This is a genomic window from Arthrobacter parietis, from assembly GCF_039530425.1.
Classification (GTDB): Bacteria; Actinomycetota; Actinomycetes; order Actinomycetales; family Micrococcaceae; genus Arthrobacter_D; species Arthrobacter_D parietis.
This window is the reverse complement of record NZ_BAAAON010000001.1, coordinates 1,513,899-1,536,079: the sequence shown is the minus strand read 5'-3', so window position 1 is coordinate 1,536,079 and position 22,181 is coordinate 1,513,899. Positions and strand designations below refer to the sequence as shown.

The window sequence follows — 22,181 nt, the reverse complement described above, 5'->3', positions numbered from 1 at the left end:
TGTTCCGTTGGTTCAGCCGTTGCGGTCGGCTCCGCGGTGGTGGTGGGCTCCGCTGTGACCGTTGGATCCGCTGTCGCCGACGGCGTGACGGATTCAGAGGCGGTGGCCGTTGGAGTGGCGCTCTGGGTGGCGGAAGCGGTGGCACTGGGAGTGGCGCCCGCCGTTGCGGTCGCGCTTGCCGACGCAGACGCCGACGACGACGCACTCGGCTTCGGTGACACGCTCGGCTTGGGCGAAGACCGCCGCCTGCGGCGCTCTGCCGCCGCCGCTCGCCGGCGTTCCTCCTCCCGCCTGCGGCGCTCAGCTGCCTCCCGCCGTCGTTCCTCTTCACGACGACGGCGTTCGGCGACTTCCTGGGCTCTTTCGATTGCGCGGATCGAGCGGCGACTCGAGCGTCTCTCACTCCGCTTGCGGCTGAAAATACTCACGGTGTGGCTCCTGGGATCGGGCCCTTGAGGGTCCAGTGGGCAACAAGCCCGCCGGGGTACATGCCGCCGGCGGCGGTCTGAGACGGCTCAGCGTGGCAGTGCATCGGGTAGACCCAGTCACCGGTACGTGCAAACCAAACCGGGTCGATGGCGTCCGGCGGACGTTTGATCGGGATGATGCAGTCCTTGGTGTCCATCTGCGCCAGTTCAACGACGTCCTCCCACTGCTGGAGGACCACGTGGCCTTCGTTGTCGACGAACCCCTCGTGCCGCGGCCAGTCCACGTTGTTTCGGCGGACCGTCCAGATGTGGTTCCCATGAAAGTGCATCTGGTGCAGGCAGATCCCGGGGTTGATCAGGCGCACCAGCTGGCCGCCGCGGAGCGTGCCCGCCTCCGTTCCCTCACCGAACTGGCGTACATCCAATTGCCGCGGATAGCCCGAGATCAGGGTTTCCTCCTCGGTGGCGAGATTGACGGTGTCGTCGAAGGTTATGCCCAGGGATTCAAACCCGCTGCGCCCGTTGAGCGTGAAGTAGCGCGGCAGCGCCGGCGTCTGCACAGGATCCACGGTTTGTCCCGCAGCTTCCATGGACGCCCAGCGTGATTCCACGCAGTGGCAGATCCACACCCACTGCCGCTCAAACGTTGCAAGGTCCTCCGCAATATCCCACTGGTGCTCCGGGTCCATGACCACGAGCACCCCGAACAGGCCGAGTACACGTTCGACCGGCGCGTTGGTCGGGTCGGCGAAGATGTAGGTTCCCGGTCGCGGGCAGGGGAAATCAAGGGTGGCCACGGAGTCGGGGGCAACAGGGCCGGTCGTGAGGTCACCGCCGTCGGCCCCGGCACCGAAGACGGTGAGGGTGTGCGGTTTGCCCAGGCGGTTCTGAATGCGCAAGCGGATGGTGCTGCCCAATTCGGCGATGATGGTCCGCGCCGGGAAGTAGCTCGCCCAGTAGTTGCGGCGGATCAGGAACTGGCCGGGATTGGCCGCATCAGCCCGCAGCGGCGCCGGTGTTCCGCGCGTAGGCAGCGGAGCCTCGAGCGGGTAGCTGCGGCTGGGAACCACGTCACCTGCAACGGTGATCACCGTCGGGTCCATGGTGAGGCTCGGGCTCGGGTCATCAACGTCGGTCGGTCGGCTGCCGAACCCGCGGTGGTAGACAAGCGTGTCGTCCACCATCTTCAGGTAGCCCTCGTTGATGTAGAGGTCCAGCACCCCTGGCTGCGCAGCGAGCGCCAACGGGACCGGCGTCCGTGCAACGCGGTTCCGCGGAGCGGAGGGCTGCACCAGCGGCAGGGCCGCAAAGCCCAGCCCGGCCGCTGCTCCCAACTTGAGGAGATCCCCGCGCGCCAGTATTTCGGGAGGGAGCTGCTCAGCCATGGTTGTCCTCCAGTGAGCCTGGTCGAAGGGAGATCCGGGGAAGCGCCAACGCCAACGGAGCCGGGCCGCCCCAGGGATCGGTGAACTGTGCGGCTAGTCCTGCTACGCCGCTCGGAACCAGGAAGCTGACCCACACGCTGCGGTGGGAGCCGGCCGTGAGCAGGATCTTGGCGACGTCGGCACCACGGTTCGTCACCGTCGTCGTCTTCGCCACGAGGAGGCGCAGCTGTCCCGGCGCAAACAGCACGTTGCGCTCGGAGGTGTTGCGTACCTCCAGTTTCACTGCCAGGTGTTCGCCCCAGGTGTGGTTGAACGGTTGCGCCGAAGCGCCTGGCGGAGCGGCCCCGTGCGCTGCGCTACTCGCGTGGCCTCCCACCGCGCCAACCATGCGGGCCTGCCGCTCAGCCGCTGCAATGCGAACGGTTCCGAACGACGTCGGAACCTCCTCGGTGCCACCGGCGGCGGAGACTATCCCCCAACCCGCTGCGGTGCCAAGTGCACCGGTACCTATCAAAATGCCAAACACTCGTCGCGTCAGTCCGATGGGACGGTCGGCTGCCTCCCCAGGCATCAGGTCAGCCGCATCCTGCTCGGCCAGCGCGATCTTTTCAATCGCCATTACTCGCCTCAATATCGTGCCTTGGATGCTGCAGGAATTTAGTGTCATCTTCAGACCTTGGGGAAACCCTGCGCGTCACCGATTTCCTCGCGGCGGCCCGAGACGCGGATACTGGGGCGGTGACTGCTTCGGTGTTCTCCTCCACAACCGCGCCCGCTCCCATCGGCCTGCTTCTCGACGTCGACGGACCCGTTGCCAGCCCCGTTACACGTACCGTGCGGCCGGAAATCATTGATGCGCTGATCGCGCTGGCAGGAGCAGGATGGCCGGTGATCTTCAATACCGGCCGCTCGGATGAGTTCATCCGCGCAGAGGTTCTGAAGCCGATGTTGGCCGCCGGGATCCCTGCCGGGATGACGTTCCACGCCATCTGCGAGAAGGGTGCAACCTGGTTCAGTTTCACCTCTGAGGGCGCCACCGAGGTGCACGTCGACGAGACCCTCGCGCTGCCGCAGGAGTTCGGTGATGAGGTGCGCCGGCTGGTGGAGGAACAGTTCGCCGACCACATGTTCTTCGACGAGACCAAGCGCGCCATGGTGTCGATCGAGCAGCGCGTTGATGTCGGGAACCAGGACTACCTCGACAGGCAGGGCCCCTTCGATGCCGCCGTCCTGGACATCATGCGGCACTTCGACATGGGCGTCTGCCGGCTGGCGCACCACCTGCCGGACAGCGATGACAGCGTCGACTACCGGGTTGACCCCACCATCATCTCCACGGACATTGAATCCGTGCGCGTCGGCAAGGACCTGGGTGCAGAGCGTGCACTGCGCCTGATCGACGGAGACATCCCCCATACCTGGCGGACCGTAGGCGATTCACGCACTGATTACGCCATGGCCGACTACCTCCACGAGCATGGCTACAGCGTTGCGCACGTCGATGTCCGGCCAGCCGACGGCGTTCCGGAAAAGCCCTACCCGGTCCTCATCGAAGGTGAGCTGACCAACGACGACGCCGGTGCCGCCTTCCTGCTGCGCTGCGCCGAAACGGCGGTTTCCCGCGCCTAAGCGGCGAGTGCGGCCTCGATCGCCGTGACAATCTCCTCGGAGTCCGGCTCCACTGTGGGGGCGAACCGCGCAACGACGGTGCCGGCGTCGTTCACCAGGAATTTTTCGAAGTTCCACTTCACGAGGCCCGGCAGCACGCCCGTCCGGAACCGGGTCAGTTCTGCATACAGGGGGTGCTGGTTCCGTCCCCGGACGTCGCTCTTCGTGGTGAGTGGGAACGTCACCCCGAAGTTCATCGAGCAGAAGGCCTGGATGTCCGCTTCAGTTCCCGGCTCCTGGCCCATGAACTGATTGCTCGGAACACCGAGCACCACAAATCCCTGGTCCGCGTACTTCCGGTAGAGCTCCTCGAGGCCCGCGTACTGAGGGGTGAAGCCGCACTGCGAGGCGACATTCACCACGAGGACCGTCTTGCCCCGGAAATCGCCGAAGCTGCGCTCGGTCCCGTCGATCATGGTCAGCGGGATGTCGTGAAGGTTCTGCGGGGACACTGGTGCTCCTTGAAGTGAAACGGTGTTCGGCTTGAAATTGTCGCTGAAGGCGGTTCGTCAGCCAACCCTTTCTGGATGGGACTCACGGGTTGACCCTGCATACTGGTGCCATGGCGTCACCCTTCACCCGCCTCCGCGTCGAGCTCAAGAACACTTTCACGGGCACCGGCGCCCACCCGCCTGCCTGGACGGAGGAACTGGCTGACGGCGATGACGCCGGCTACTTCGCTCCCGGCTCAGCCGTCTGGGCAGTCCACAGTTCAATGACCCCGACAGTGGGCGGCATTCGTGCCCTCCTGCTGCAGGCGTTGCATCCCGGGGCGATGGCGGGAGTGTATGCCCACTCGAACTTCCGCGAGGACCCGCTTGGCCGGTTGGCCAACACCATCCGTTGGATTTTCACCGTGACCTACGGGTCAACGGATGCCGCACGCGGCGCGTCCGCCTGGGTGCGCCGCCTGCATGAGAAGGTGACCGGCACGTACGTGGACGCAAACGGCGTCGAACGCGCCTACAGCGCCAATGATCCCCATCTGCTGCGCTGGGTGCATCTGGCCTTCACCGACGCCTTCCTCAGCGCGCACCAACAGTATGGGCTCAGCTTTCCCGGCGGCGCGGACGAGTATGTCCGGCAGTGGGCGAAAGCCGGTGAATTGATGGGCGTGAGCGACCCGCCGCGGAGCGCCGGCGAACTGCGTGAGCAGCTTTCCGCGTACGACGGCGAACTCACTTCCAGCGAACAGGTTCAGGACGCGCTGGCCTACATCCGGCGTCCGCCGCTTCCGCGCTCACAGCGCCTTGGGTACCGGGTACTGTTCGCCGGTGCTGTGGCCACGCTGACTCCCCGGCAACGCGAACTCCTCGGCCTGTCCCTGCCACATCTTGGGCCGGTTAGGCTGCCGGTGAAGCCGGCGGTCCTGCTCGTGCTGGGGGTTATGAAGCTCGGCCTGGGCAGTCAGAGTCCCACCGAGCAGGCAGCACTGCGCCGGATCAGGCGGGTGCAGAAGCACCCGCCCGCCGGCGCCTGAAGTGCGCTGCGTCTCCTAGCTGGTCTTGGGCGTCCGGTCAGGAAGCGCCAGCCGGAAAACCTTGGCCCACGCGGAGCCAACCTGCTTCAGGAGCGGCCCGGTGGTGTACGGCAGGTTGTAGCGGGCACAGATCTCACGGATCTTGGGCGCTACCTCGTGGTAACGGTTGGACGGCAGGTCCGGGAAGAGGTGATGCTCAACCTGATGGGACAGGTTGCCCGTCATCAGGTGCATGAACTTGGAGCCGGAGATGTTGGCCGAGCCGATCATCTGGCGTACGTACCAATCGCCGCGAGTCTCGCCGTCGACCATTTCCTCCGTGAAGGTGTCAGCGCCGGTGGGGAAATGTCCGCAGAAAATGACTGCGTGAGCCCACACGTTACGCACCGCATTCGCGGTCAGCGTTCCGATCAGCGCCTGCTTGCCGGAACCGGTGAGCATGGCCACCGCGGGTGTCGCGGCGTAGTCCTTGCCGAACTGCTTGGCCGCTTTCAGCCCCAGTGCCCGGAGGTCCTTGCGCAGGGCCTCCTTGGACTTGAGCCCTTCCTTGTACTCCGGGAGCTCCAAATCATAGAGGGCGATTCCCCATTCAAAGACCGGCGCCAGGATGGCGTTGTACAGCGGGTTGCCCAAGTTGAAGGGCTTCCAGGGCTGGTCATCATCCATCCGCAGGAGGTTGTAGCCGACATCGCGATCCTTGCCCACAACGTTGGTCCAGCGGTGGTGCAGATCATTATGCGTGTGCTGCCAGGAGCGCGCAGGGGTGACGAAGTCCCACTCCCACGTGGTGGAGTGGATATCCGGATCCCGCATCCAGTCCCACTGTCCGTGGAGGATATTGTGACCGAGCTCCATGTTTTCCAGGATCTTGGCGAAGCTGAGCATTGTAGTGCCGGCTACCCAGGCCGCTTTGTTCCGGCTGAACAGCAGCGCTGCCCGTCCACCGAACTCCAGCGCGCGCTGCGCCTTGATGACCCGGCGGATGTAGTCGGCGTCGTGCTTGCCGCGGCGGTCGAGCACTTCGTCGCGAATGGCATCCAGTTCGCGGCCCAGCTCGGCAACCTGCTCATCGGAGAGGTGTGCAGCGGCAGGCGGACGGACCAGCGGGTGGCCGGTTGCCGCCAGCGCTCCCGGCCGTCGCCGGGGCTTCTCAACACTCGTGTCCTCTGACACTTTTTCTACGAGGTCTGTCATACCCACTCCTTCAGATATCGAGGTTCACCGGTCCGGCCGCCGCCGAAACGCAGGTTTGTATCAATTGACCGGGGTCTCCATGTACTTCGTTGGTACGGAGGTCCCGGACTTGCCCCGCTCGGAGCGGAAGCAAACAGCTGTGGCAGATGCCCATGCGGCAACCGCTCGGCATGAGCAGCCCGGCATCCTCGCCGACTTCAAGAAGCGGGGTATCTCCGTCAGCTTCCACCTCCCGGTCGGAGGCTTCAAAGGTGACCAGTCCGCCGTCGTTCCCGGTGCCATCAGCCAGCGCTGTGCTGAAGCGCTCGATGGTCAGGCTGCCCGAAGGCAGTTTCGCCTGCTTTTCCCACAGCGACTCGGCACTCTCGAGGAACTCCTCGGGTCCGCAAGCGTAGGCCGCCCGGTCCCGCCAGTCATCACAGATTTCGTCCAGCGCAGCCGGAGAGCTGAAATCAATGCGGCCTTGCTCGGAGGTGAACCAGAGCTTCACGCGGAACTGGCGGAACTGGTCGGCGAGTTCGCGAAGTTCCTCCACAAAGAGCGTCTTCATGGGAGTCCGCGCTGAATGAATCAGGACAACGTCCGCGTCGGGACGGCGGGGAACCAGCGTGCGGATCATGGACATCACCGGGGTAATGCCGCTGCCGGCCGTCAGCATCAACAGCGGCCGTGGCCGATCCGGCAGGACGAAGGTTCCCTGCGGCGGCGCCAGGAACAGGATGTCTCCCGGCTTGGTTTCACGGACCAGCACACCGGACACCGCTCCCATGTCTGTCACGGTAATTGCCGGATCCTGTCCCGCAGCAGTGCTCAGGGAGTAGGAGCGCCAGTGGCGGACACCATCAAGTTCAACTCCGATGCGCGCCCACTGCCCTGCACGGTGCGCTTTCCAGCCCCGCCCCGGACGAAAGTGGATGGTCACCGAGTCAGCGGTTTCAGGCACTACCTTCGTGACGATGCCGCGCAACTGCCGCGCTGAAAACACGGGGTTGAAGAGCGACATGAAGTCTTCCGGCGCCAACGGTGTGGTCAGCGCGGACAGCGCGTGGCTGAGCTTCGGTCGCCTGGTCATTCCTGCAGGTCCAATCGCAACTCCTCACAGGATGGGCACGTGGCCGAACGCATCAATCCCTGCGATTGACGCTTTCCGGTGTACTCCATGATTCACTCTTCGGACGGTTCACTCAAGATTACTTTACTCAGCAGGCTTATCATTACGGCTGGAGCGACATCCTTCAGCGCCGGAAAACACAACACCCCGACTACACGAGCCGGGGTGTTGCAGAAAGCGGAGGATGGGGGATTTGAACCCCCGAGGGCGTGAACCCAACACGCGTTCCAGGCGTGCGCCATAGGCCGCTAGGCGAATCCTCCTTGTTTGGAGCAGGTTCCAGAATACCCGTACATCCCCCATGTACCGAATCGGGAGATGTGCATCTCAGCGAGTGACCCTCCTGCCGGTTTGTGTAGACTATTACGCGGCCCCTCATGTGGTGTCATCCTGTTGAACTCCCCCAGGACCGGAAGGTAGCAAGGGTAAGCGGGCTCTGGCAGGTGCATGGGGGGTCTTTACGTTCCCTGGCAGCACATTGCCTGCAGTGATTTCCTGAAGGAGTTCTGTGACCGCCGGCCGCTTCGCGCCAAGCCCCACGGGTGAACTTCATGTGGGGAACCTCCGCACCGCAATCGTGGCCTGGCTCTTCGCGCGCTCCACCGGCCGGCAGTTCCTGCTGCGGGTCGAAGACCTCGACCGCGTCCGTGCGGGAGCCGAGGAAGCGCAGCTCGCTGAGCTCACCGCCGTCGGGCTCACCTGGGACGGTGAGGTCACCCGCCAAAGCGATCGGCAGGCCCATTACGACGACGCCGTCACCCGCCTGCGCAGGGCTGACCACCTTTTCGAGTGCTTCTGCACGCGCCGCGACATCGCCGAAGCAGCGTCTGCGCCGCATGTCCTGCCGGGCCACTACCCCGGCACCTGCCGGAACCTGTCGGAGGCTGAGCGGGAGGCCGCCCGCAGGGTGCGGCCGGCGGCGCTGCGGCTGCGCACCGACGTCGGGCAGTATGAAATCCGGGACGTACTGCACGGTGGATATACCGGGGCGGTGGATGATTTTGTGGTGGTCCGCAATGACGGGGTGCCTGCGTACAACCTCGCCGTCGTCGTCGATGATGCGCAGCAGGGCATCGACCAGGTGGTGCGCGGCGACGATCTACTCAGCTCGGCTCCTCGGCAGGCGTATCTCGGCTCGCTGCTTGGATTGCCGCCGGTTGAGTATGCGCACGTACCGCTGGCCCTCAACCCGGAACGACGCCGGCTGGCCAAGCGGGACGGCGCCGTAACTCTCGAAGCGCTCGCCGCGGAGGGCTGGGAGGCAGCGGCAGTGCGGTCGCTCATCCTGCGCTCACTCGGCCTGCCGGACACCTCGCTCGACGCTGCGCTGGGTGCGTTTGATCCTTTCCGGCTGCCTCGTGAACCATGGATTGTTGACCCGTCCCACCTGTCCTCCACCGATGCCGCGACCGTTCCACCCAACCGATAGAGTTCTTCTGTGAGTACAGCCCTTTACCGCCGGTATCGTCCGGAGACGTTCTCCGACGTGATCGGCCAGGAGCACGTCACCGAACCATTGATGACGGCGATCTCCAAGAACAGGGTCAACCACGCCTATCTTTTCTCCGGTCCGCGCGGCTGCGGCAAGACCACCTCAGCGCGCATCCTTGCGCGCTGCCTCAACTGCGCGCAGGGGCCAACGCCGGTCCCCTGCGGCACCTGTGACAGCTGCGTCGAACTGGCCCGTAACGGCTCGGGAAGCCTGGATGTCATCGAAATTGATGCGGCCTCCCACGGTGGCGTGGATGATGCCCGGGACCTCCGCGAGCGCGCCACCTTTGCACCGGTCCGGGACCGCTTCAAAATCTTCATCATTGATGAGGCACACATGGTCACCAGCGCCGGCTTCAACGCGCTGCTGAAAATCGTCGAAGAGCCGCCGGAGCACATCAAGTTCATCTTCGCCACAACTGAGCCGGATAAAGTGATCGGAACCATCCGTTCCCGGACCCACCATTATCCATTCCGGCTCGTTCCACCCGAGCCGCTCATGGCGTACCTGGAGCTGCTGTGCAACCAGGAGAACATCCCGGTGGCGCCGGGCGTACTGTCCCTGGTGGTTCGTGCGGGTGGCGGATCAGTCCGCGATTCCCTGTCCGTGCTGGATCAGCTGATGGCCGGGGCGGGGGCGTCCGGCCTTGATTACGAGCTGGCGGTTTCGCTGCTCGGTTACACGCACGCATCCCTGCTCGACGACGTCGTCGATGCCATTGCAGCCGGTGATTCCGCGACCGTCTTCGGTGCCGTTGATCGCGTCATCCAGACGGGCCATGACCCGCGTCGCTTTGTTGAGGACCTGCTGGAGCGCTTTCGGGACCTGATCATCGTCAATGCAGTCCCCGACGCCGCCGCGTCCATCCTCCGGGGCATCCCTGATGACCAACTGAACCGGATGCGGACCCAGTCGCAGCAGCTTGGACGCGCCGAGCTTTCCCGAGCTGCTGACATCACCAATACCGCGTTGACCGAAATGACTGGCGCAACCTCTCCGCGATTGCACCTCGAACTGCTCTGTGCCCGCATCCTGCTGCCCGCTGCGGACCAGTCGGAGCAGGGCACGCTTGCCCGTGTTGACCGGATTGAGCGCCGGCTCAGCTACGCGAGCGGCCTCCCCGAGGCGGGAGGCTCCGCTGGTGCGGGTACAGCGGGATCGCTGCCCGCGCCATCCGTGGTTCCGGCTGGTCCTGCCTCGGCTGCGAAGCCGGAACCGGCGCCGGCCGCCGTTCTCCAACCCGCTGCCTCCAACACATCAGAAGATGCACCGCCCGCAGTTTCGGCATCCCGAGGCGCCGGCCAACAGCCGCCCGAGACTCAGCAGGAAGCTCCGGCTTCAGCGGCAACACCGGCCCCCGCAGAGAAACTGGAGCGGGTCTCGGAGCCTGCCCAGGAACCTGGTGCTGCCGACTGGGGCGGCGGATGGGGTTTGCCCTCCGATGCACCCAACACCGAAGAGCGTCCTTCGACCGCTACGCGCGAGCCGCACGCGCCGGCATCTCCCGCCACGCAACCCTCGCAGGAGCAGGCAGCGCAGTCTCCTTCGCAATCAGCGCAGGCGTCCGGTCAGATCGAGATGATCCGCAGGGCGTGGCCGGAGATCATGGACGAGCTGGCTCGTATCAAGCGCAGCACCTGGCTGAACGTCAACGCCGACGCGAAGCCGCGTTCCTTCAGCGACAACCAGCTCATACTGGCGTTCGCTTCGCAGGGCAATGCGCTCGGTTTCCAGCGCGGCCAGCACACAGACAACCTGAAGCAGGCCATCAATAAGGTGCTCGGCCTGAGCTGCAGCATCGAAGCCATCCACGACGGCTCCGCGGCAGCGGGTGAACCCGACCCAAAAGTATTAACTAGCCGGGATCAGCCGGCAGAGGCGCAGGAACCGCGGGTCGTCAGTCCAGCCGTTACCGCCGTCGCTCCAGCCGTCACTCCCGTCACCCCCGTCACCCCCGTCACACCCGTTCCATCAGCTACGCCCGTTCCGGCGGGCGAAGCCAAGTCAGCAATGGTGGACGATGCGTGGGGGCTTCCTACCGCCGCTCCGGCGTCCCAGCCGAGCGGTGGCACGACCTCAGTGCCGTCAACACCCGTAGCTGCGCCTGCGCCCGCCGTTCAACCTACTCCCCCAGACCGGTCACCAGCCGATCGGGCAACAGGAGACCCGTCACCAGCCGACCCGTCACCAGCCGCCGACAGTTGGCTGGCGGCGGAACCGGCGAAGGATCCTGATGACCCGGGCCCTGAGGAACCCTCGTTCGAGGGGGAACCTCCGGCCCGTCCCAGCCGCTACCAACAGCTGCTCGATGAAGCTGCACGTGCAGAAGCCGCCCGACCGAAGCAGCAGGAGCGCCCGGCCGGCGCCGTAGACTTGAGCTACGTTGAGGACATTCCCAGTGCGGATGATGAGACCATCGAACAATCCGGATTGGTCGGCCGCCAGGCCATCGAACGGATCCTCAACGGCCGGTTGATCGAGGAACGCAGCCTCGATCAGTAGTCGGGCCGTCCAGAACCAGCCCAGCACCACCTACAGCTAAGGCATACACCCGTGTACGAAGGCGCAGTTCAGGAGCTCATCGACGAGCTGGGACGCCTTCCCGGCGTGGGCCCCAAATCGGCACAGCGCATCGCGTTCTACATCCTCGAATCTGACGGGGAAGACACCAAGCGCCTCGTCAACGCCATTGTCACCGTGAAGGAACGGGTCAAATTCTGCACCATCTGCGGCAACGTTGCAGAGCAGGAAACCTGCGGGATCTGCCGCGATCCGCGGCGGGACCCAAGCGCAATCTGCGTGGTCGAAGAGTCCAAGGACGTCATCGCCGTTGAACGCACCCGTTCTTTCCGCGGCAAGTACCACGTTCTCGGGGGGTCCATCAACCCGATCGCGGGAATCGGTCCCGAGCAGTTGCGCATCCGTGAACTGTTAAGCCGCCTCTCGGATGACCAGGTCCAGGAGATCATCATCGCCACCGACCCCAACCTCGAGGGCGAAGCAACAGCAACGTACCTGGTGCGCATGCTGAAAACCATCGGCATCAAGGTCACGCGCCTGGCCTCCGGACTCCCCGTGGGCGGGGACCTCGAGTATGCCGACGAGATCACCCTTGGCCGCGCCTTCGAGGGCCGCCGCACCGTCTCCTGAATTTTGCGCTGGCCAAGCGTGCCCGCTCCGGTTTCATCAGGCTGGTGCGCAACTTCCATCAGGCGCGGTCACGCGATGCGCGTGCCCCGCGCGAGACGACGAACCGGCGTCACCAGCTTCCGACGGCCCGCCCATAGCACCAGGCCAGCCAGTGCACCCTGCAGGGCAAGGCCCAGCGGCCAGATCGGCAGTGGCTCGGAGTCGATGTCACGGGAACCGGGTCCAAAGAACTGCGCCTCCTCACAGGTGACCTCGTAGTCCGGACCGGCTTGGGCAAGGCGGACCTGCTCGCTGATGCTTTCCATCACTCCGGGAGCACGGTAGTTTGCGGTCAGTACGCCGGAGTTCGCATCTCCGGCATCACGGTCATACGGCACCGCGTCGGCCACAAGCACAAACGGATTGGCAGCGAGAAGCCACGCAGTTCTTTCGGTGTGCAGGACCGGCGTGAGCACCTCGTTGGTGACGCACTCCAGATCCTCCTCGGTGAGCATCTGCCCGCTCTCGATGGCTTCCTGGGGATAGTCGTAAAAGGACTGCGTGACCCGCACGTCCTCCTCGATCACCAGCGACATGCTCAGGCCGAAGGCAATCAGCGTACCGATGCACAGCAGCGCAACCATCATGTAGGTGGTGACGATCGAGAACAGGGGCCTGCCCGCAAGCGCCGAAATCCCGACACCGAGTGCGCACACAAGACCCAACTCAATGGCCAGCACCAGCAGCGAGACGAACGCCTCAAGCGGGTTGACCCCTCCCAGGGCCAGCGCCCAGAAGATAAACGGCGAGCTCAGTGCAAGAAACCCCAGTGACGCAACCCAGGACGCCAGCCATTTACCCCACAGGATCTGCCCTGGCGTGAGCAGCGTGATCTGGAGAATGGCAAGGGTTCCGCCAGTCCGGTCGCCATTGATTGCGTTCGCTGAAAGCCCCGGCGCCACCAGCAGGCCAAAGAGCAGGACAAAGCCGACCACCAGGTCAAACAGGAACGGACCCGCGCCGTCCATGGTCGCCGTCGTCAGTGTGGCGAGCAGGAACACCAGGCCGATCACAAGGAACCAGACGGCCATCATGATGTACCAGGCACGGCCCCGCAGCCGCTGCTTCATCTCCAACCCGAAGATGGTGCGCACTCCCGTCACGTAGCCAAGGTGGTGTGTACTGCTCTCCTGCAGGGACTGGGTCTCCATGGCGCTCATTGCCGCTCCGTATCCAGGCTCATGTAAGTCTCTTCAAGGGCGCCGCCCGCAGGCGCGAAGGCGGTGACGACGACGTCCGCCAGGATGAGCGTGCGCAACAGCCACGCTGCCTGTTCGGTGCTGCTGAGGAGCACCTGATACTCGACGCGCCGGGAATCACCGGGCTCCTCGAAGACGACGCCGTGGCTCGTCAAGGCGTCGGCGAGCGCTCCCATCGGTTCAGCCTGAATGCAGTATCTGCGCAGCTGCGTTCCTGCCTCATCCAGTGTCTGGCTCTTCACGGATTCACCGCGGTTGACGAAAACGGCGCGGTCCGCGATCTCATCCAATTCCGACAGGACGTGGCTGGACACAACGATGGTCTTGCCTTCTCCTGCCAGCCGCCTCAGCATGATCCGCAGTTCCACCCGGGAACCCGGGTCCAGTCCGGATGCCGGTTCATCCAGAAGGAGGACCTCCGGGTTGTGAATGAGCGCCCGGGCCAGGCTGAGCCGCTGCTGCTGGCCACGGGACAGTACCCTCGCGGGGGCATCGGCGTAGTCGCTGAGCCGAACTTCTGCCAGCAGTTCAGCGGCGCGGTGAGCCGCCGCCGTCGGGCTCAGTCCGTAGAGCGCACCGACGGTGGTGAGAATCTCCCGGGCCTTGAGGGATTCCCACACGCCCAGCGTGTCAGGCATCCAGCCGACCTTGCGCCGTACGGCCGCCGTGTCCTTCCCCGGATCTGATCCGCCGACGGACAAAGTGCCGGCATCCGGCGCCAACAGCGAGGCGAGGATCAGCAGCAGGGTGGTCTTGCCGGACCCATTGGGCCCGATCAGCGCTGTCACCTCTCCCGGCGGCGCCTCAAAATCGATGTTGCGGACGGCAGCAACCGAACCGAAACTTCGTTGAATACCCCTGGCAATGATTCCCCCATACCCATTGGTCATGATGTGACACTAGCAAGGCACACTGACATCCCGGCACAATTCGACTTCCAATTGGGTGAGCCGAATCCGAACAGTTAACATGGTGTGCGGTTACCGGTGGTTCATTTCGATCCCACGGCCGGTCTCCAGCACGGGAGCAATCCCGCGCAACTGACCAGTTTCGGGCGCCGAAGACGCCGCCGGACATCATCTCCCAAGTTTCAGCGAGCGTGCGCATGGCCCTAATTGTCCAGAAGTTCGGTGGCTCGTCCGTGGCGGACGCCGAAGGAATCAAACGCGTCGCCAAACGCGTCGTCGAGACACAGGCCGCAGGCAACCGGGTCGTCGTCGTCGTTTCCGCCATGGGAGACAGCACCGATGAACTGCTTGATCTGGCCGGGCAGGTCAGCTCGTCCTCCAACCCGCGGGAGATGGACATGCTCCTCAGCGCGGGGGAACGCATCTCCATGGCACTGCTCGCCATGGCCATCCATGAAGCAGGCTCCAGCGCGCAGTCCTTCACCGGCAGCCAGGCCGGCATGATCACCGATGCCATCCACGGCAAGGCCCGGATCATCGCCGTATCGCCGCACCGGATCAAGACCTCAATCGACAAAGGCGACATCGCGATTGTCGCCGGGTTCCAGGGGATGAGCCAGGACAGCAATGACATCACCACTCTCGGCCGCGGAGGTTCGGACACCACGGCTGTTGCGCTCGCAGCGGCGCTGAATGCCGACGTCTGCGAAATTTATACCGACGTCGACGGCGTCTACACGGCTGATCCGCGTGTTGTCCCTGCCGCCCGGAAGATCTCCACCATCTCCAGCGAGGAAATGCTCGAGATGGCCGCCTCAGGGGCAAAAATCCTGCACCTTCGCTGCGTGGAGTACGCTCGCCGGTTCGGCGTTCCGCTGCACGTCCGCTCATCCTTCAGCCAGCTCGAGGGGACCTGGGTACTGCCCAACCCCGATGACACCATCAAGATTCAAGAGGGAGAACCCTTGGAACAGCCCATCATCTCCGGTGTTGCCCATGATCGGTCAGAAGCAAAGGTCACCGTGGTCGGCGTGCCGGACATCCCGGGCAAGGCAGCTGAGATTTTCGGGATCGTTGCAGGCGCCCACTCGAACATCGACATGATCGTCCAGAACGTTTCGACGCACGGCTCCGGGCGCACGGATATTTCCTTCACCCTGCCGATTGTTGAAGGCGCAGATGCCCGCGCGGCATTGAAGACCGCCCAGGCGGATGTCGGCTACGAGAGTGTTGAATACGACGAGCAGATCGGCAAGCTGTCGCTCATCGGCGCCGGCATGCGATCAAATCCCGGCGTCTCCTACAAGTTCTTCAAGGCACTGTCCGACGCCGGTGTGAACATCGACATGATCTCCACCTCCGAGATCCGTATCTCGGTAGTGACCAGCGCAGATTTGCTCGACACTGCGGTACGCGCGGTGCATGCCGCGTTCGACCTCGACGGTGAGGCCGTCGCCACCGTCTATGCGGGCACGGGTCGCTAAACCACGCGTCAATCCTCGGTGTGAAGGACAGGCTTCGTGAAGTAGTCCGGGTACTTCTGGACCGGTTCGGTACGGCGCACCGCCTCGTGGTCCGGATGCCTCCGGACGGCGTAGTGATGCCCGTCCGAGTCCACCTCGATGTTGAGTTCAGCGAGTTCAGTTTCTGAAGCCAGCTCGAACTCATCATGCCGGTGTACTACAGGCCCATCGAGATCGTCCCTCTCGGCAGGACCGAGGAAGATCGGTATCGGATTCCTGATCCAGCGGCGCCGGTTTCTCTCAGCCATGGGTATCGCCTTCTCTCTGCGGCTGGTCGAGTACCCACATCTTAAGTCCGTACGGGGTAAAAAGAGCCTGCTGAACGCAGAAATCCCCCGCACCGTTACCAGTGCGGGGGATTTGCTGTGCTTTCCTACCGGCGAATGCTACTTACCGTTTGTCGAAGTAGCGTCCCCCTGAGGGGCAGTGCGCAGCTTGTCTGCATCACCGGTCGATGACACTGCCGTCGGTGCCGCTACACCGTCAGCGCCTACAACAACCGAAACGAACGTTACGGCTGCGGACCCTTCGTAGGTCACGCGACCTACGTAGGAGCCCGGCTCGAGGCCGGTCCAGTTCAGCGTGACTTCACCGGACTCACCGTTGGCGAGCTCCAGCGGGTTCGGTGTGAGCGAGGCGTTGCCCTCATCGGCGCCCAGGATGGCGGCGTCGAAGGTTCCGGCAGTTGCCCGACCGTCAGGGCTAGCGAACAGGTTGACGATCACCCTGTAGGTACCCGGAGTGGGATTCTGCAGGTTCAGGCTCTCGCTTGCCGAGCCCGTAGCTGCCTGATAAGCAATCTGATTGCGCGAGTTGACCACGAAGAAGTCAAAGTCCGCAGTCGGATCGGCGGAGACAACGGACAGCTTCGCGAACGGAGTGCCCTCAGGGATAGTCAGGGTACTCACGTAGTTTGATGCGTTCGTTGAGAGGGAAAGTCCTCCGCCATTCGGGACCAGTGAGAAGTCTTCACTGGTTGCCTTGGACAAACCGAGAAGTTCCATGGCGATAGGAGCGTTGGATCCCGAGGTTACCGGGATCGTTCCGCTGCCGTCAGGACCCTCGGAGGTGAAGGACACCTCGGACGGAGCCTCTACCGACTGGGGCCGAACTGCAACAGGCGACGTAACCGCTTCCTGCTTGCTCTGCCAGGTGAGCGAGCCCTTGGCGAACTGGCCGAGGGCCGCTGTGTCGTTCTCGAAGGTCACCGTGAAGCTCTGGCTCTCGCCCGGCTTGGTGAACTTCAGGACCGACGGGGTAACCGTCACATCCACACCAGGCACGTTCGCTGATGCGGTGTAGGTGCCCGGCTTCATACCGGTGACCGTACGGGTGACGGTGACCTTACCGGTCAGGTTGCCCACGGCGAAGGACGGGACGTTCATGTCCTTGGCGTCGATGCCCTCGAGGCCATCGACGTCCGCAAAGCCGGTTCCCTCAACGAACTGCAGGTATTCTTTCAGACCGGCGTCGTAGATGAGGCCCGGGCTGAGCACGCCAGAAGGGTTGACCTGGCCTGCGCCGGTTGCGAAGACGTCGCCGTCTACGCCGCCTTCAGCGTTCTTCACGGGGGTTGCAGTGGTCATCATGGCGGACTTGACCGCAGCGGGTGACCACTTGGGGTTCTCGGCCAGAATAAGGGCTCCGACGCCGGCAACATGCGGGGACGCCATTGAGGTTCCGGAAAGGAACCCGAACTCGTCACCACCGGTACCGATCGGTGAAACACCTGCGAGAACGGCCACGCCGGGAGCTGCGATGTCCGGCTTCAGGAGGTCCGAACCCGTTGCGAGCAGCGGACCGCGTGAGGAGAAGCCTGCGATCTGCGGGACGGGAGGCAACGGCTCTCCGGTGGTGTCCTCCGGGACCAGCGCTACCTTGATGTCCGGGTTGGCTGCAACCTTCTCCTTGAGCGCGAGGCTCTGGGGAGCATTGACGTGCACGGTAGGTACCGAGTGCTTGTCCGTGTCCATCGAGGAATCGGTGAGGTTGACCAGGATCATGCCGATGCCGCCCGCTCGTTTCACCTCAGCGGACTTGGCAACGCGGTCAAAGACACCGCGATCACAGACAACGATCTTGCCGGTCACCAGTGCGGGGTCAAGCGAATCGGGTCCACACAGGGCAGGACTGACCCCGCCTGCTGCAGCCGCGTCGGCACTGAGAATAACCGGGCTGGCGGGTACGCCGGCGTTCATGATGCTGGCGCCGCGGAACTTGGTCCCGTCGGAGAACTCGGCAGTGCCCTGCAGCGCGTGGCTGAAGGTGCTCGCGGCGACGGTCGTGACCCATGGCGCACCGTGGTTGACGGTGCTGGCGGTCGGACCGGAGTTACCGGCCGAGGCTGCCACGAAGACTCCTGCGGATGCTGCGCCGAGGAAGGCCAGCGACACAGGATCGGTGGTGGTGGTCGCGCTGCCTGAGATCGAGTAGTTCAGCACGTCTACGCCGTCCAGAGTTGCCTGCTCGATGGCAGCAACTGAGGAGGACGAGTAGCAGCCGCCGGTAGCGGGATCATCATCGGCCCAGCAGACCTTGTAGACCGACAGCTTGGCCGCTGGAGCTACGCCCGCAGACACACCGAAGTCGCGGCCGTCAACGGTCTGCGTGACGCCGCTGTTGCCCGCGGCGGTGCTCGCCGTGTGGGTTCCGTGCGTGTCGACGTCGACCGGGGACAGGAGCTCCTCCGGTGCACGATTCGCTTCGGGAACGAAGCGGATGAAGTCCTCGGCAAAGTACTGTGCCGCAAGAACCTTGGAGTTGCACTCCTCGCCGGTGAAGCCTTCGCCGGCCTGGCACTCACCGAGGAAGGTGGAGCCGTCCGCCTTCAACATGGCGATCTGGCCTTCAGCGTTGAGGTAGGGGACGCCGACCTTCGGCTTCGCGTTGCCCTTGAGCGGCTGTACTTCCTCGCCGGCGAAGAACGCGCTGCCCGGTGCGTACCCGGTGTCGATGACGCCGACAACTGTCCCGGCGCCTGCGTTCTTCTCGCCGCCGAACTCGGTCTTCCAGGCACCCTTCTTACCGCGGAGTTCAAGGATGTCCATGCTCGAGTAATCGTCCGGCGCGTTTTCGACGTCCGGAGCAACCATGCGCACGTTCGGATCCTTGGCGAGTTCAACCGCCTGCTCCGATGTCAGCTTGGCACTGAAGCCGTTGAGCGCGGCAGCGTAGGAGCGGTTGATTTCCACACCCTCCGCGGCGGCCACAGCCCGCTGATTTTGCTCCAGGTGCTTCTTGTACTTCTGGAAGTCCTTCTTGCCGGTGAGTTTTTCGCCCTTCCCCGGCTTGGTGGCTTCGATGCCGGGCACACCGCCGTCGTATGTAGCCGCAGGCTCTTCATTGAGCACAACGATGTAGCGGCCGTCCGGGTAGTTGCTGGGGTCCACTTTCTTGACCGGCTGGATCTGCTGGGTAGCAGTAGGACCAGCGGGTGCTGCAGCGGCAGGTACCGCTGTCATGGATCCGAGAATCAGCGGCAGGCCAAGTACGAGAGCTGTAGCTCCACGCAGACCACCTGCCCGCGGATTCCTGTGTTGGGGGTCTTTCACGCGAGATTACCTTTCATCGAAAAAGCGCCCGGACCTGCCGGACTGAAAGCAGCTGGTGTGGGGCTGTGCCCTGAATCACAACCGAGCCTCACATAGGCTACCCCCGAGTAACGTCATGAGGGCATACTCCTGAGCAGATCCTGCCGGTAAACAGAGACTTCCAGCAAAATCGGGTTTTCATAACGCTCGTTCATTCACTTTGGACGGCCAGGATGGTAGAAGACGGTTGCTTGAGGCCATCAGGTAATAATGGAGGGTGCCTCTGACTGTCCTTGCTCCGGAAGAGTGGGAGCCGCGAGCCCTCGCCCACGCGGAGCGCGCACGCGCCTACACCGAGCCGTACCTGCGTCGCCGCGCGCAACAGCGCAAGCATCCGGTGGAGGACTTCCTCTTCACTTACTACACCCAGAAGCCCGCCCAACTGCTGCGGTGGCATCCGGGTGCGCATACGGTGCTGACCGGACCGGCCGCCGTCGAACGCGCCGGTTGGAAGTTCTACCGCCCGCTCACGGTCAGGGAACAGCAGCAACTGAACCTGAACGACGACGACGGCGCAGTCACCGTGGATCTCGCCGCATTCCTGGCTGCGCGGCGCGAGGCAGTGGACTTCGCGCGAATCATCCTGTCCGGCACGGCTGCCCGTCCGGCGCAGCTTGGCTGCTTCGGGCTGCATGAGTGGGCCATGGCGTACAAGTCGGAGGACAACGCCATCCGGCACGAATACCTGAACCTCCGGCTTGGCTCCAGCGGGACGGACGAGGTGGTGGAGACTAACCGCATCCGGTGCACCCACTTCGATGCCTTCCGCTTCTATGCGCCGCAGGCGGTCCCGCTGAACGAACTTCAACCGACTCGCACAACACAGCGGACCCTTGAACAGCCAGGCTGCCTGCACGCGAACATGGACCTCTACAAGTGGGCGTACAAGCTGGTGCCGGCGCTTCCGAGCGAGCTCGTGATGGACTGCTTTGAACTCGCCTGGCGGATCCGGATCATGGACATGAAGGCATCTCCCTACGACCTTGCCGAGTGGGGCTACCCTCCGATCGCCATCGAGACGCAGGCAGGCCGGGCAGACTATGTGCGGGCGCAACGTGAGTTCTCGGCTGAATCCCAGCTAAAGCGTGCACAGTTAAGCAAGTACATCAATCAACTTCAGCCGGGAAATCAACCCGGCGTCGGGCGCTGAGCGCGGGGATCACCCTGCGAAAAGGTGCTTCGAGGGTGACTAGGAGTTTTCCCATGGGACTGGCACACGGCGCTGCCGTCAGGATAGCCTGCATCCTTACCGCCACGGCACTTTCGGCTACCCTGGCAGCGTGCGGCACGGCGGGTCAGCCCGCTACGGAGCTGACCGCTGCCCCTCCCACGACGCCCAGTACCGAATCAGCGGGACCATCCTCGTCGCCGACAGCCACGGAGAGCAGCATGCCAACAGATTCACAGAAGCCCACCCCCAGCCTGCCGTCGGACCCCGACGCCGTGGGTACCGCCATGCTGGCCATCAGCATCAAGCCCACCCCGGACTCCCAGCCAACCGAGTACTTCCTCGAATGCACTCCGGACGGCATCGGCGAAACCACAACTGTGCCCAACCCGGAAGCGGCGTGTGCAGCTGTGAAACGTCTGGGCGCTGCCTTCTTCAACGCACAGCCGGACCCCAACCAGATGTGCACCCAGCAGTATGGCGGTCCGCAGACAGCAACAGTCAAGGGCACCGTCGACGGACACCGGGTGTACGCCTCCTTCTCGGCCACGGACGGCTGCGAGATTGCACGATGGAATGCCCTCGAAACCGTGCTGGGCGCTGCCGGCGCACGCTAGTTCTTCGCTGACGCACGCTGATTCCGGGCGAACGGACGCGAGTTTCCGGGCCGGGGAGTTCGGCCGGTAGAATGGAACGGCAAGCTCGCGGAGCGCTGGAACAGGCTGTAAATATCCAAGCGTGAGACGGCACCCGTCGGGCACCCGCATTTAACCGCATTTTCCAGTGCGCACACTTCACAGGAGTTGCCGGATGCCCCGGATCGTTGTTGACGTCATGCCCAAACCCGAAATCCTGGATCCGCAGGGCAAGGCCATTGCCGGCGCCCTCCCCCGCCTCGGATTCACCGGCTTCGCTGAAGTGCGGCAAGGGAAGCGGTTCGAGCTGTCCGTCGAGGGCGATGTCACGGAAGAAGTGCTGCAAGCCGCCCGCGATGCGGCCGCTACCCTGCTCTCCAATCCGGTGATCGAGGACGTGACGCGCGTCGAGGTTATCGAGGACGCCCAGTGACCGTCGAAACTCCGCTGATCGGGCATTCGAATGCCGCGGTGGTGGATTCGAGTTTGTCGGGCGTCCGCGTCGGTGTTGTCACGTTCCCCGGATCGCTCGACGATCGCGATGCCCTCCGGGCCGTCCGCCTCGCAGGAGGCACCGGCGTCGCGCTGTGGCACGGCGACCATGACCTCAAGGATGTGGACGCAGTCATCATCCCCGGCGGTTTTTCCTACGGGGATTACCTGCGTGCAGGCGCAATCTCGCGTTTCGCTCCGCTGATGGAGCAGATCACCGCTGCTGCAACCGGTGGTTCACTCCCCGTGCTCGGCATCTGCAACGGCTTCCAGGTCCTCACCGAGGCACACCTCCTCCCCGGCTCAATGGTCAAGAACAACCACCTGCACTTCCTGTGCAAGGACCAGCGCCTGAAAGTGGAGAACAGCTCGACGGCGTGGACCTCCTCCTACGCCGAGGGCAGTGAGATTGTGGTTCCGCTGAAGAACCAGGACGGCCAGTTCGTTGCCGACGAGCGCACTCTTGACGAGCTTGAGGGCGAGGGGCGCGTGGTCTTTCGTTACCTGGGCGGCAACCCCAACGGCTCACGCCGCGACATCGCCGGCATCACCAATGAGCACGGCAACGTTGTTGGCCTCATGCCCCACCCTGAGCATGCAGTCGAGGCGGGCTTCGGTCCTGACTCCTCAGCTCTCGGTGAGGTTGAGGTCCGCGGCGGCGTGGACGGACTCGGCATTTTCACCTCGGTACTGCAGAAGCTGGTTAACAAGTGACCACA

The 22,181-nt window shown here is 64.0% G+C and carries 20 protein-coding genes, 1 tRNA gene and 1 other RNA gene; 12 read left to right on the top strand and 10 right to left on the bottom strand.

Features of this window, described 5'->3' with window-relative positions; translation table 11 throughout:
* The first annotated feature begins 54 nt into the window (after nucleotides 1–54).
* Nucleotides 55–456, top strand: a complete 402-nt coding sequence (locus tag ABFX19_RS07320) for a hypothetical protein (RefSeq protein WP_346027917.1) — start codon at nucleotides 55–57, stop codon at nucleotides 454–456.
* On the opposite strand, the gene ABFX19_RS07315 is transcribed toward ABFX19_RS07320, so the two are convergent.
* Nucleotides 425–1,813: a multicopper oxidase domain-containing protein gene (locus ABFX19_RS07315; RefSeq protein WP_277359816.1), complete on the bottom strand. Its 1,389-nt coding sequence runs from the start codon at nucleotides 1,811–1,813 to the stop codon at nucleotides 425–427. The genes ABFX19_RS07320 and ABFX19_RS07315 overlap by 32 nt on opposite strands.
* Complete coding sequence (locus tag ABFX19_RS07310; protein WP_277359817.1) at nucleotides 1,806–2,432, bottom strand: hypothetical protein; 627 nt, start codon at nucleotides 2,430–2,432, stop codon at nucleotides 1,806–1,808. Before ABFX19_RS07310 ends, ABFX19_RS07315 begins: the two co-directional genes overlap by 8 nt.
* A 119-nt stretch (nucleotides 2,433–2,551) precedes the next feature.
* Between ABFX19_RS07310 and ABFX19_RS07305 the strand changes: the two genes are divergently transcribed.
* A complete protein-coding gene (locus ABFX19_RS07305) occupies nucleotides 2,552–3,442 on the top strand; it encodes a Cof-type HAD-IIB family hydrolase (RefSeq protein WP_346028053.1) in 891 nt (296 codons plus the stop codon).
* Here ABFX19_RS07305 and ABFX19_RS07300 read toward each other — a convergent pair.
* Complete coding sequence (locus ABFX19_RS07300) at nucleotides 3,439–3,897, bottom strand: glutathione peroxidase (protein WP_346028052.1); 459 nt, start codon at nucleotides 3,895–3,897, stop codon at nucleotides 3,439–3,441. The genes ABFX19_RS07305 and ABFX19_RS07300 overlap by 4 nt on opposite strands.
* A gap of 146 nt (nucleotides 3,898–4,043) precedes the next feature.
* Between ABFX19_RS07300 and ABFX19_RS07295 the strand changes: the two genes are divergently transcribed.
* The gene (locus ABFX19_RS07295; protein ID WP_346027916.1) at nucleotides 4,044–4,961 is read left to right on the top strand and encodes an oxygenase MpaB family protein; all 918 of its coding nucleotides are present in this window, start codon (nucleotides 4,044–4,046) and stop codon (nucleotides 4,959–4,961) included.
* Nucleotides 4,962–4,976: 15 nt separating this feature from the next.
* Here the strand turns inward: ABFX19_RS07295 and ABFX19_RS07290 are convergent, their stop codons facing one another.
* The 3 genes from ABFX19_RS07290 to ABFX19_RS07280 form a co-directional block, all read right to left on the bottom strand.
* Nucleotides 4,977–6,155: a fatty acid desaturase family protein gene (locus ABFX19_RS07290; protein ID WP_277359820.1), complete on the bottom strand. Its 1,179-nt coding sequence runs from the start codon at nucleotides 6,153–6,155 to the stop codon at nucleotides 4,977–4,979.
* A gap of 10 nt (nucleotides 6,156–6,165) precedes the next feature.
* On the bottom strand, nucleotides 6,166–7,227 hold the full coding sequence (locus tag ABFX19_RS07285) for a ferredoxin reductase (protein ID WP_346027915.1): 1,062 nt from the start codon (nucleotides 7,225–7,227) through the stop codon (nucleotides 6,166–6,168).
* 217 nt (nucleotides 7,228–7,444) lie between these two features.
* A tRNA-Ser gene (locus tag ABFX19_RS07280) sits at nucleotides 7,445–7,529 on the bottom strand.
* Nucleotides 7,530–7,632: 103 nt separating this feature from the next.
* Between ABFX19_RS07280 and ffs the strand changes: the two genes are divergently transcribed.
* The 4 genes from ffs (at nucleotide 7,633) to recR (ending at nucleotide 11,908) form a co-directional block, all read left to right on the top strand.
* Nucleotides 7,633–7,729, top strand: an RNA gene (ffs, locus tag ABFX19_RS07275) — signal recognition particle sRNA small type.
* Between the two features lie 45 nt (nucleotides 7,730–7,774).
* A complete protein-coding gene (gene gluQRS / locus ABFX19_RS07270) occupies nucleotides 7,775–8,695 on the top strand; it encodes a tRNA glutamyl-Q(34) synthetase GluQRS (protein WP_346027914.1) in 921 nt (306 codons plus the stop codon).
* Between the two features lie 9 nt (nucleotides 8,696–8,704).
* Nucleotides 8,705–11,260, top strand: coding sequence for a DNA polymerase III subunit gamma and tau (locus ABFX19_RS07265; RefSeq protein WP_346027913.1), 2,556 nt, complete (start codon nucleotides 8,705–8,707; stop codon nucleotides 11,258–11,260).
* 51 nt (nucleotides 11,261–11,311) lie between these two features.
* Nucleotides 11,312–11,908 carry a recombination mediator RecR gene (recR, locus tag ABFX19_RS07260; protein WP_056546101.1) on the top strand — a complete coding sequence of 199 codons (597 nt, stop codon included), beginning with the start codon at nucleotides 11,312–11,314 and terminating at the stop codon, nucleotides 11,906–11,908.
* Nucleotides 11,909–11,976: 68 nt separating this feature from the next.
* Here the strand turns inward: recR and ABFX19_RS07255 are convergent, their stop codons facing one another.
* Together ABFX19_RS07255 and ABFX19_RS07250 are read right to left on the bottom strand one after the other, a co-directional pair.
* A complete protein-coding gene (locus ABFX19_RS07255; protein ID WP_277358806.1) occupies nucleotides 11,977–13,107 on the bottom strand; it encodes an ABC transporter permease in 1,131 nt (376 codons plus the stop codon).
* Nucleotides 13,104–14,036, bottom strand: coding sequence for an ABC transporter ATP-binding protein (locus ABFX19_RS07250; RefSeq protein WP_277358807.1), 933 nt, complete (start codon nucleotides 14,034–14,036; stop codon nucleotides 13,104–13,106). Before ABFX19_RS07250 ends, ABFX19_RS07255 begins: the two co-directional genes overlap by 4 nt.
* A gap of 215 nt (nucleotides 14,037–14,251) precedes the next feature.
* Between ABFX19_RS07250 and ABFX19_RS07245 the strand changes: the two genes are divergently transcribed.
* The gene (locus ABFX19_RS07245) at nucleotides 14,252–15,538 is read left to right on the top strand and encodes an aspartate kinase (RefSeq protein WP_277358808.1); all 1,287 of its coding nucleotides are present in this window, start codon (nucleotides 14,252–14,254) and stop codon (nucleotides 15,536–15,538) included.
* 8 nt (nucleotides 15,539–15,546) lie between these two features.
* On the opposite strand, the gene ABFX19_RS07240 is transcribed toward ABFX19_RS07245, so the two are convergent.
* Entirely contained in the window at nucleotides 15,547–15,825 is a 279-nt protein-coding gene (locus ABFX19_RS07240) for a hypothetical protein (RefSeq protein WP_346027912.1), read from the bottom strand.
* Between the two features lie 138 nt (nucleotides 15,826–15,963).
* Nucleotides 15,964–19,038, bottom strand: a complete 3,075-nt coding sequence (locus ABFX19_RS07235) for a S8 family peptidase (RefSeq protein ID WP_346028051.1) — start codon at nucleotides 19,036–19,038, stop codon at nucleotides 15,964–15,966.
* Nucleotides 19,039–19,384: 346 nt separating this feature from the next.
* Here ABFX19_RS07235 and ABFX19_RS07230 point away from each other — a divergent pair, with 346 nt between their 5' ends.
* The 4 genes from ABFX19_RS07230 to purQ all read left to right on the top strand — a co-directional run bounded on the left by ABFX19_RS07230 (nucleotide 19,385) and on the right by purQ (nucleotide 22,176).
* Entirely contained in the window at nucleotides 19,385–20,317 is a 933-nt protein-coding gene (locus tag ABFX19_RS07230) for a 3-methyladenine DNA glycosylase (RefSeq protein WP_346027911.1), read from the top strand.
* Nucleotides 20,318–20,556: 239 nt separating this feature from the next.
* A complete protein-coding gene (locus ABFX19_RS07225) occupies nucleotides 20,557–20,952 on the top strand; it encodes an SSI family serine proteinase inhibitor (RefSeq protein ID WP_346027910.1) in 396 nt (131 codons plus the stop codon).
* 193 nt (nucleotides 20,953–21,145) lie between these two features.
* Nucleotides 21,146–21,403, top strand: a complete 258-nt coding sequence (purS, locus tag ABFX19_RS07220) for a phosphoribosylformylglycinamidine synthase subunit PurS (RefSeq protein ID WP_277358811.1) — start codon at nucleotides 21,146–21,148, stop codon at nucleotides 21,401–21,403.
* Nucleotides 21,400–22,176 (top strand): phosphoribosylformylglycinamidine synthase subunit PurQ, encoded by a 777-nt coding sequence (gene purQ, locus ABFX19_RS07215; protein ID WP_056546083.1) that lies wholly within the window; start codon nucleotides 21,400–21,402, stop codon nucleotides 22,174–22,176. Before purS ends, purQ begins: the two co-directional genes overlap by 4 nt.
* The last annotated feature ends 5 nt before the right edge of the window (nucleotides 22,177–22,181 follow it).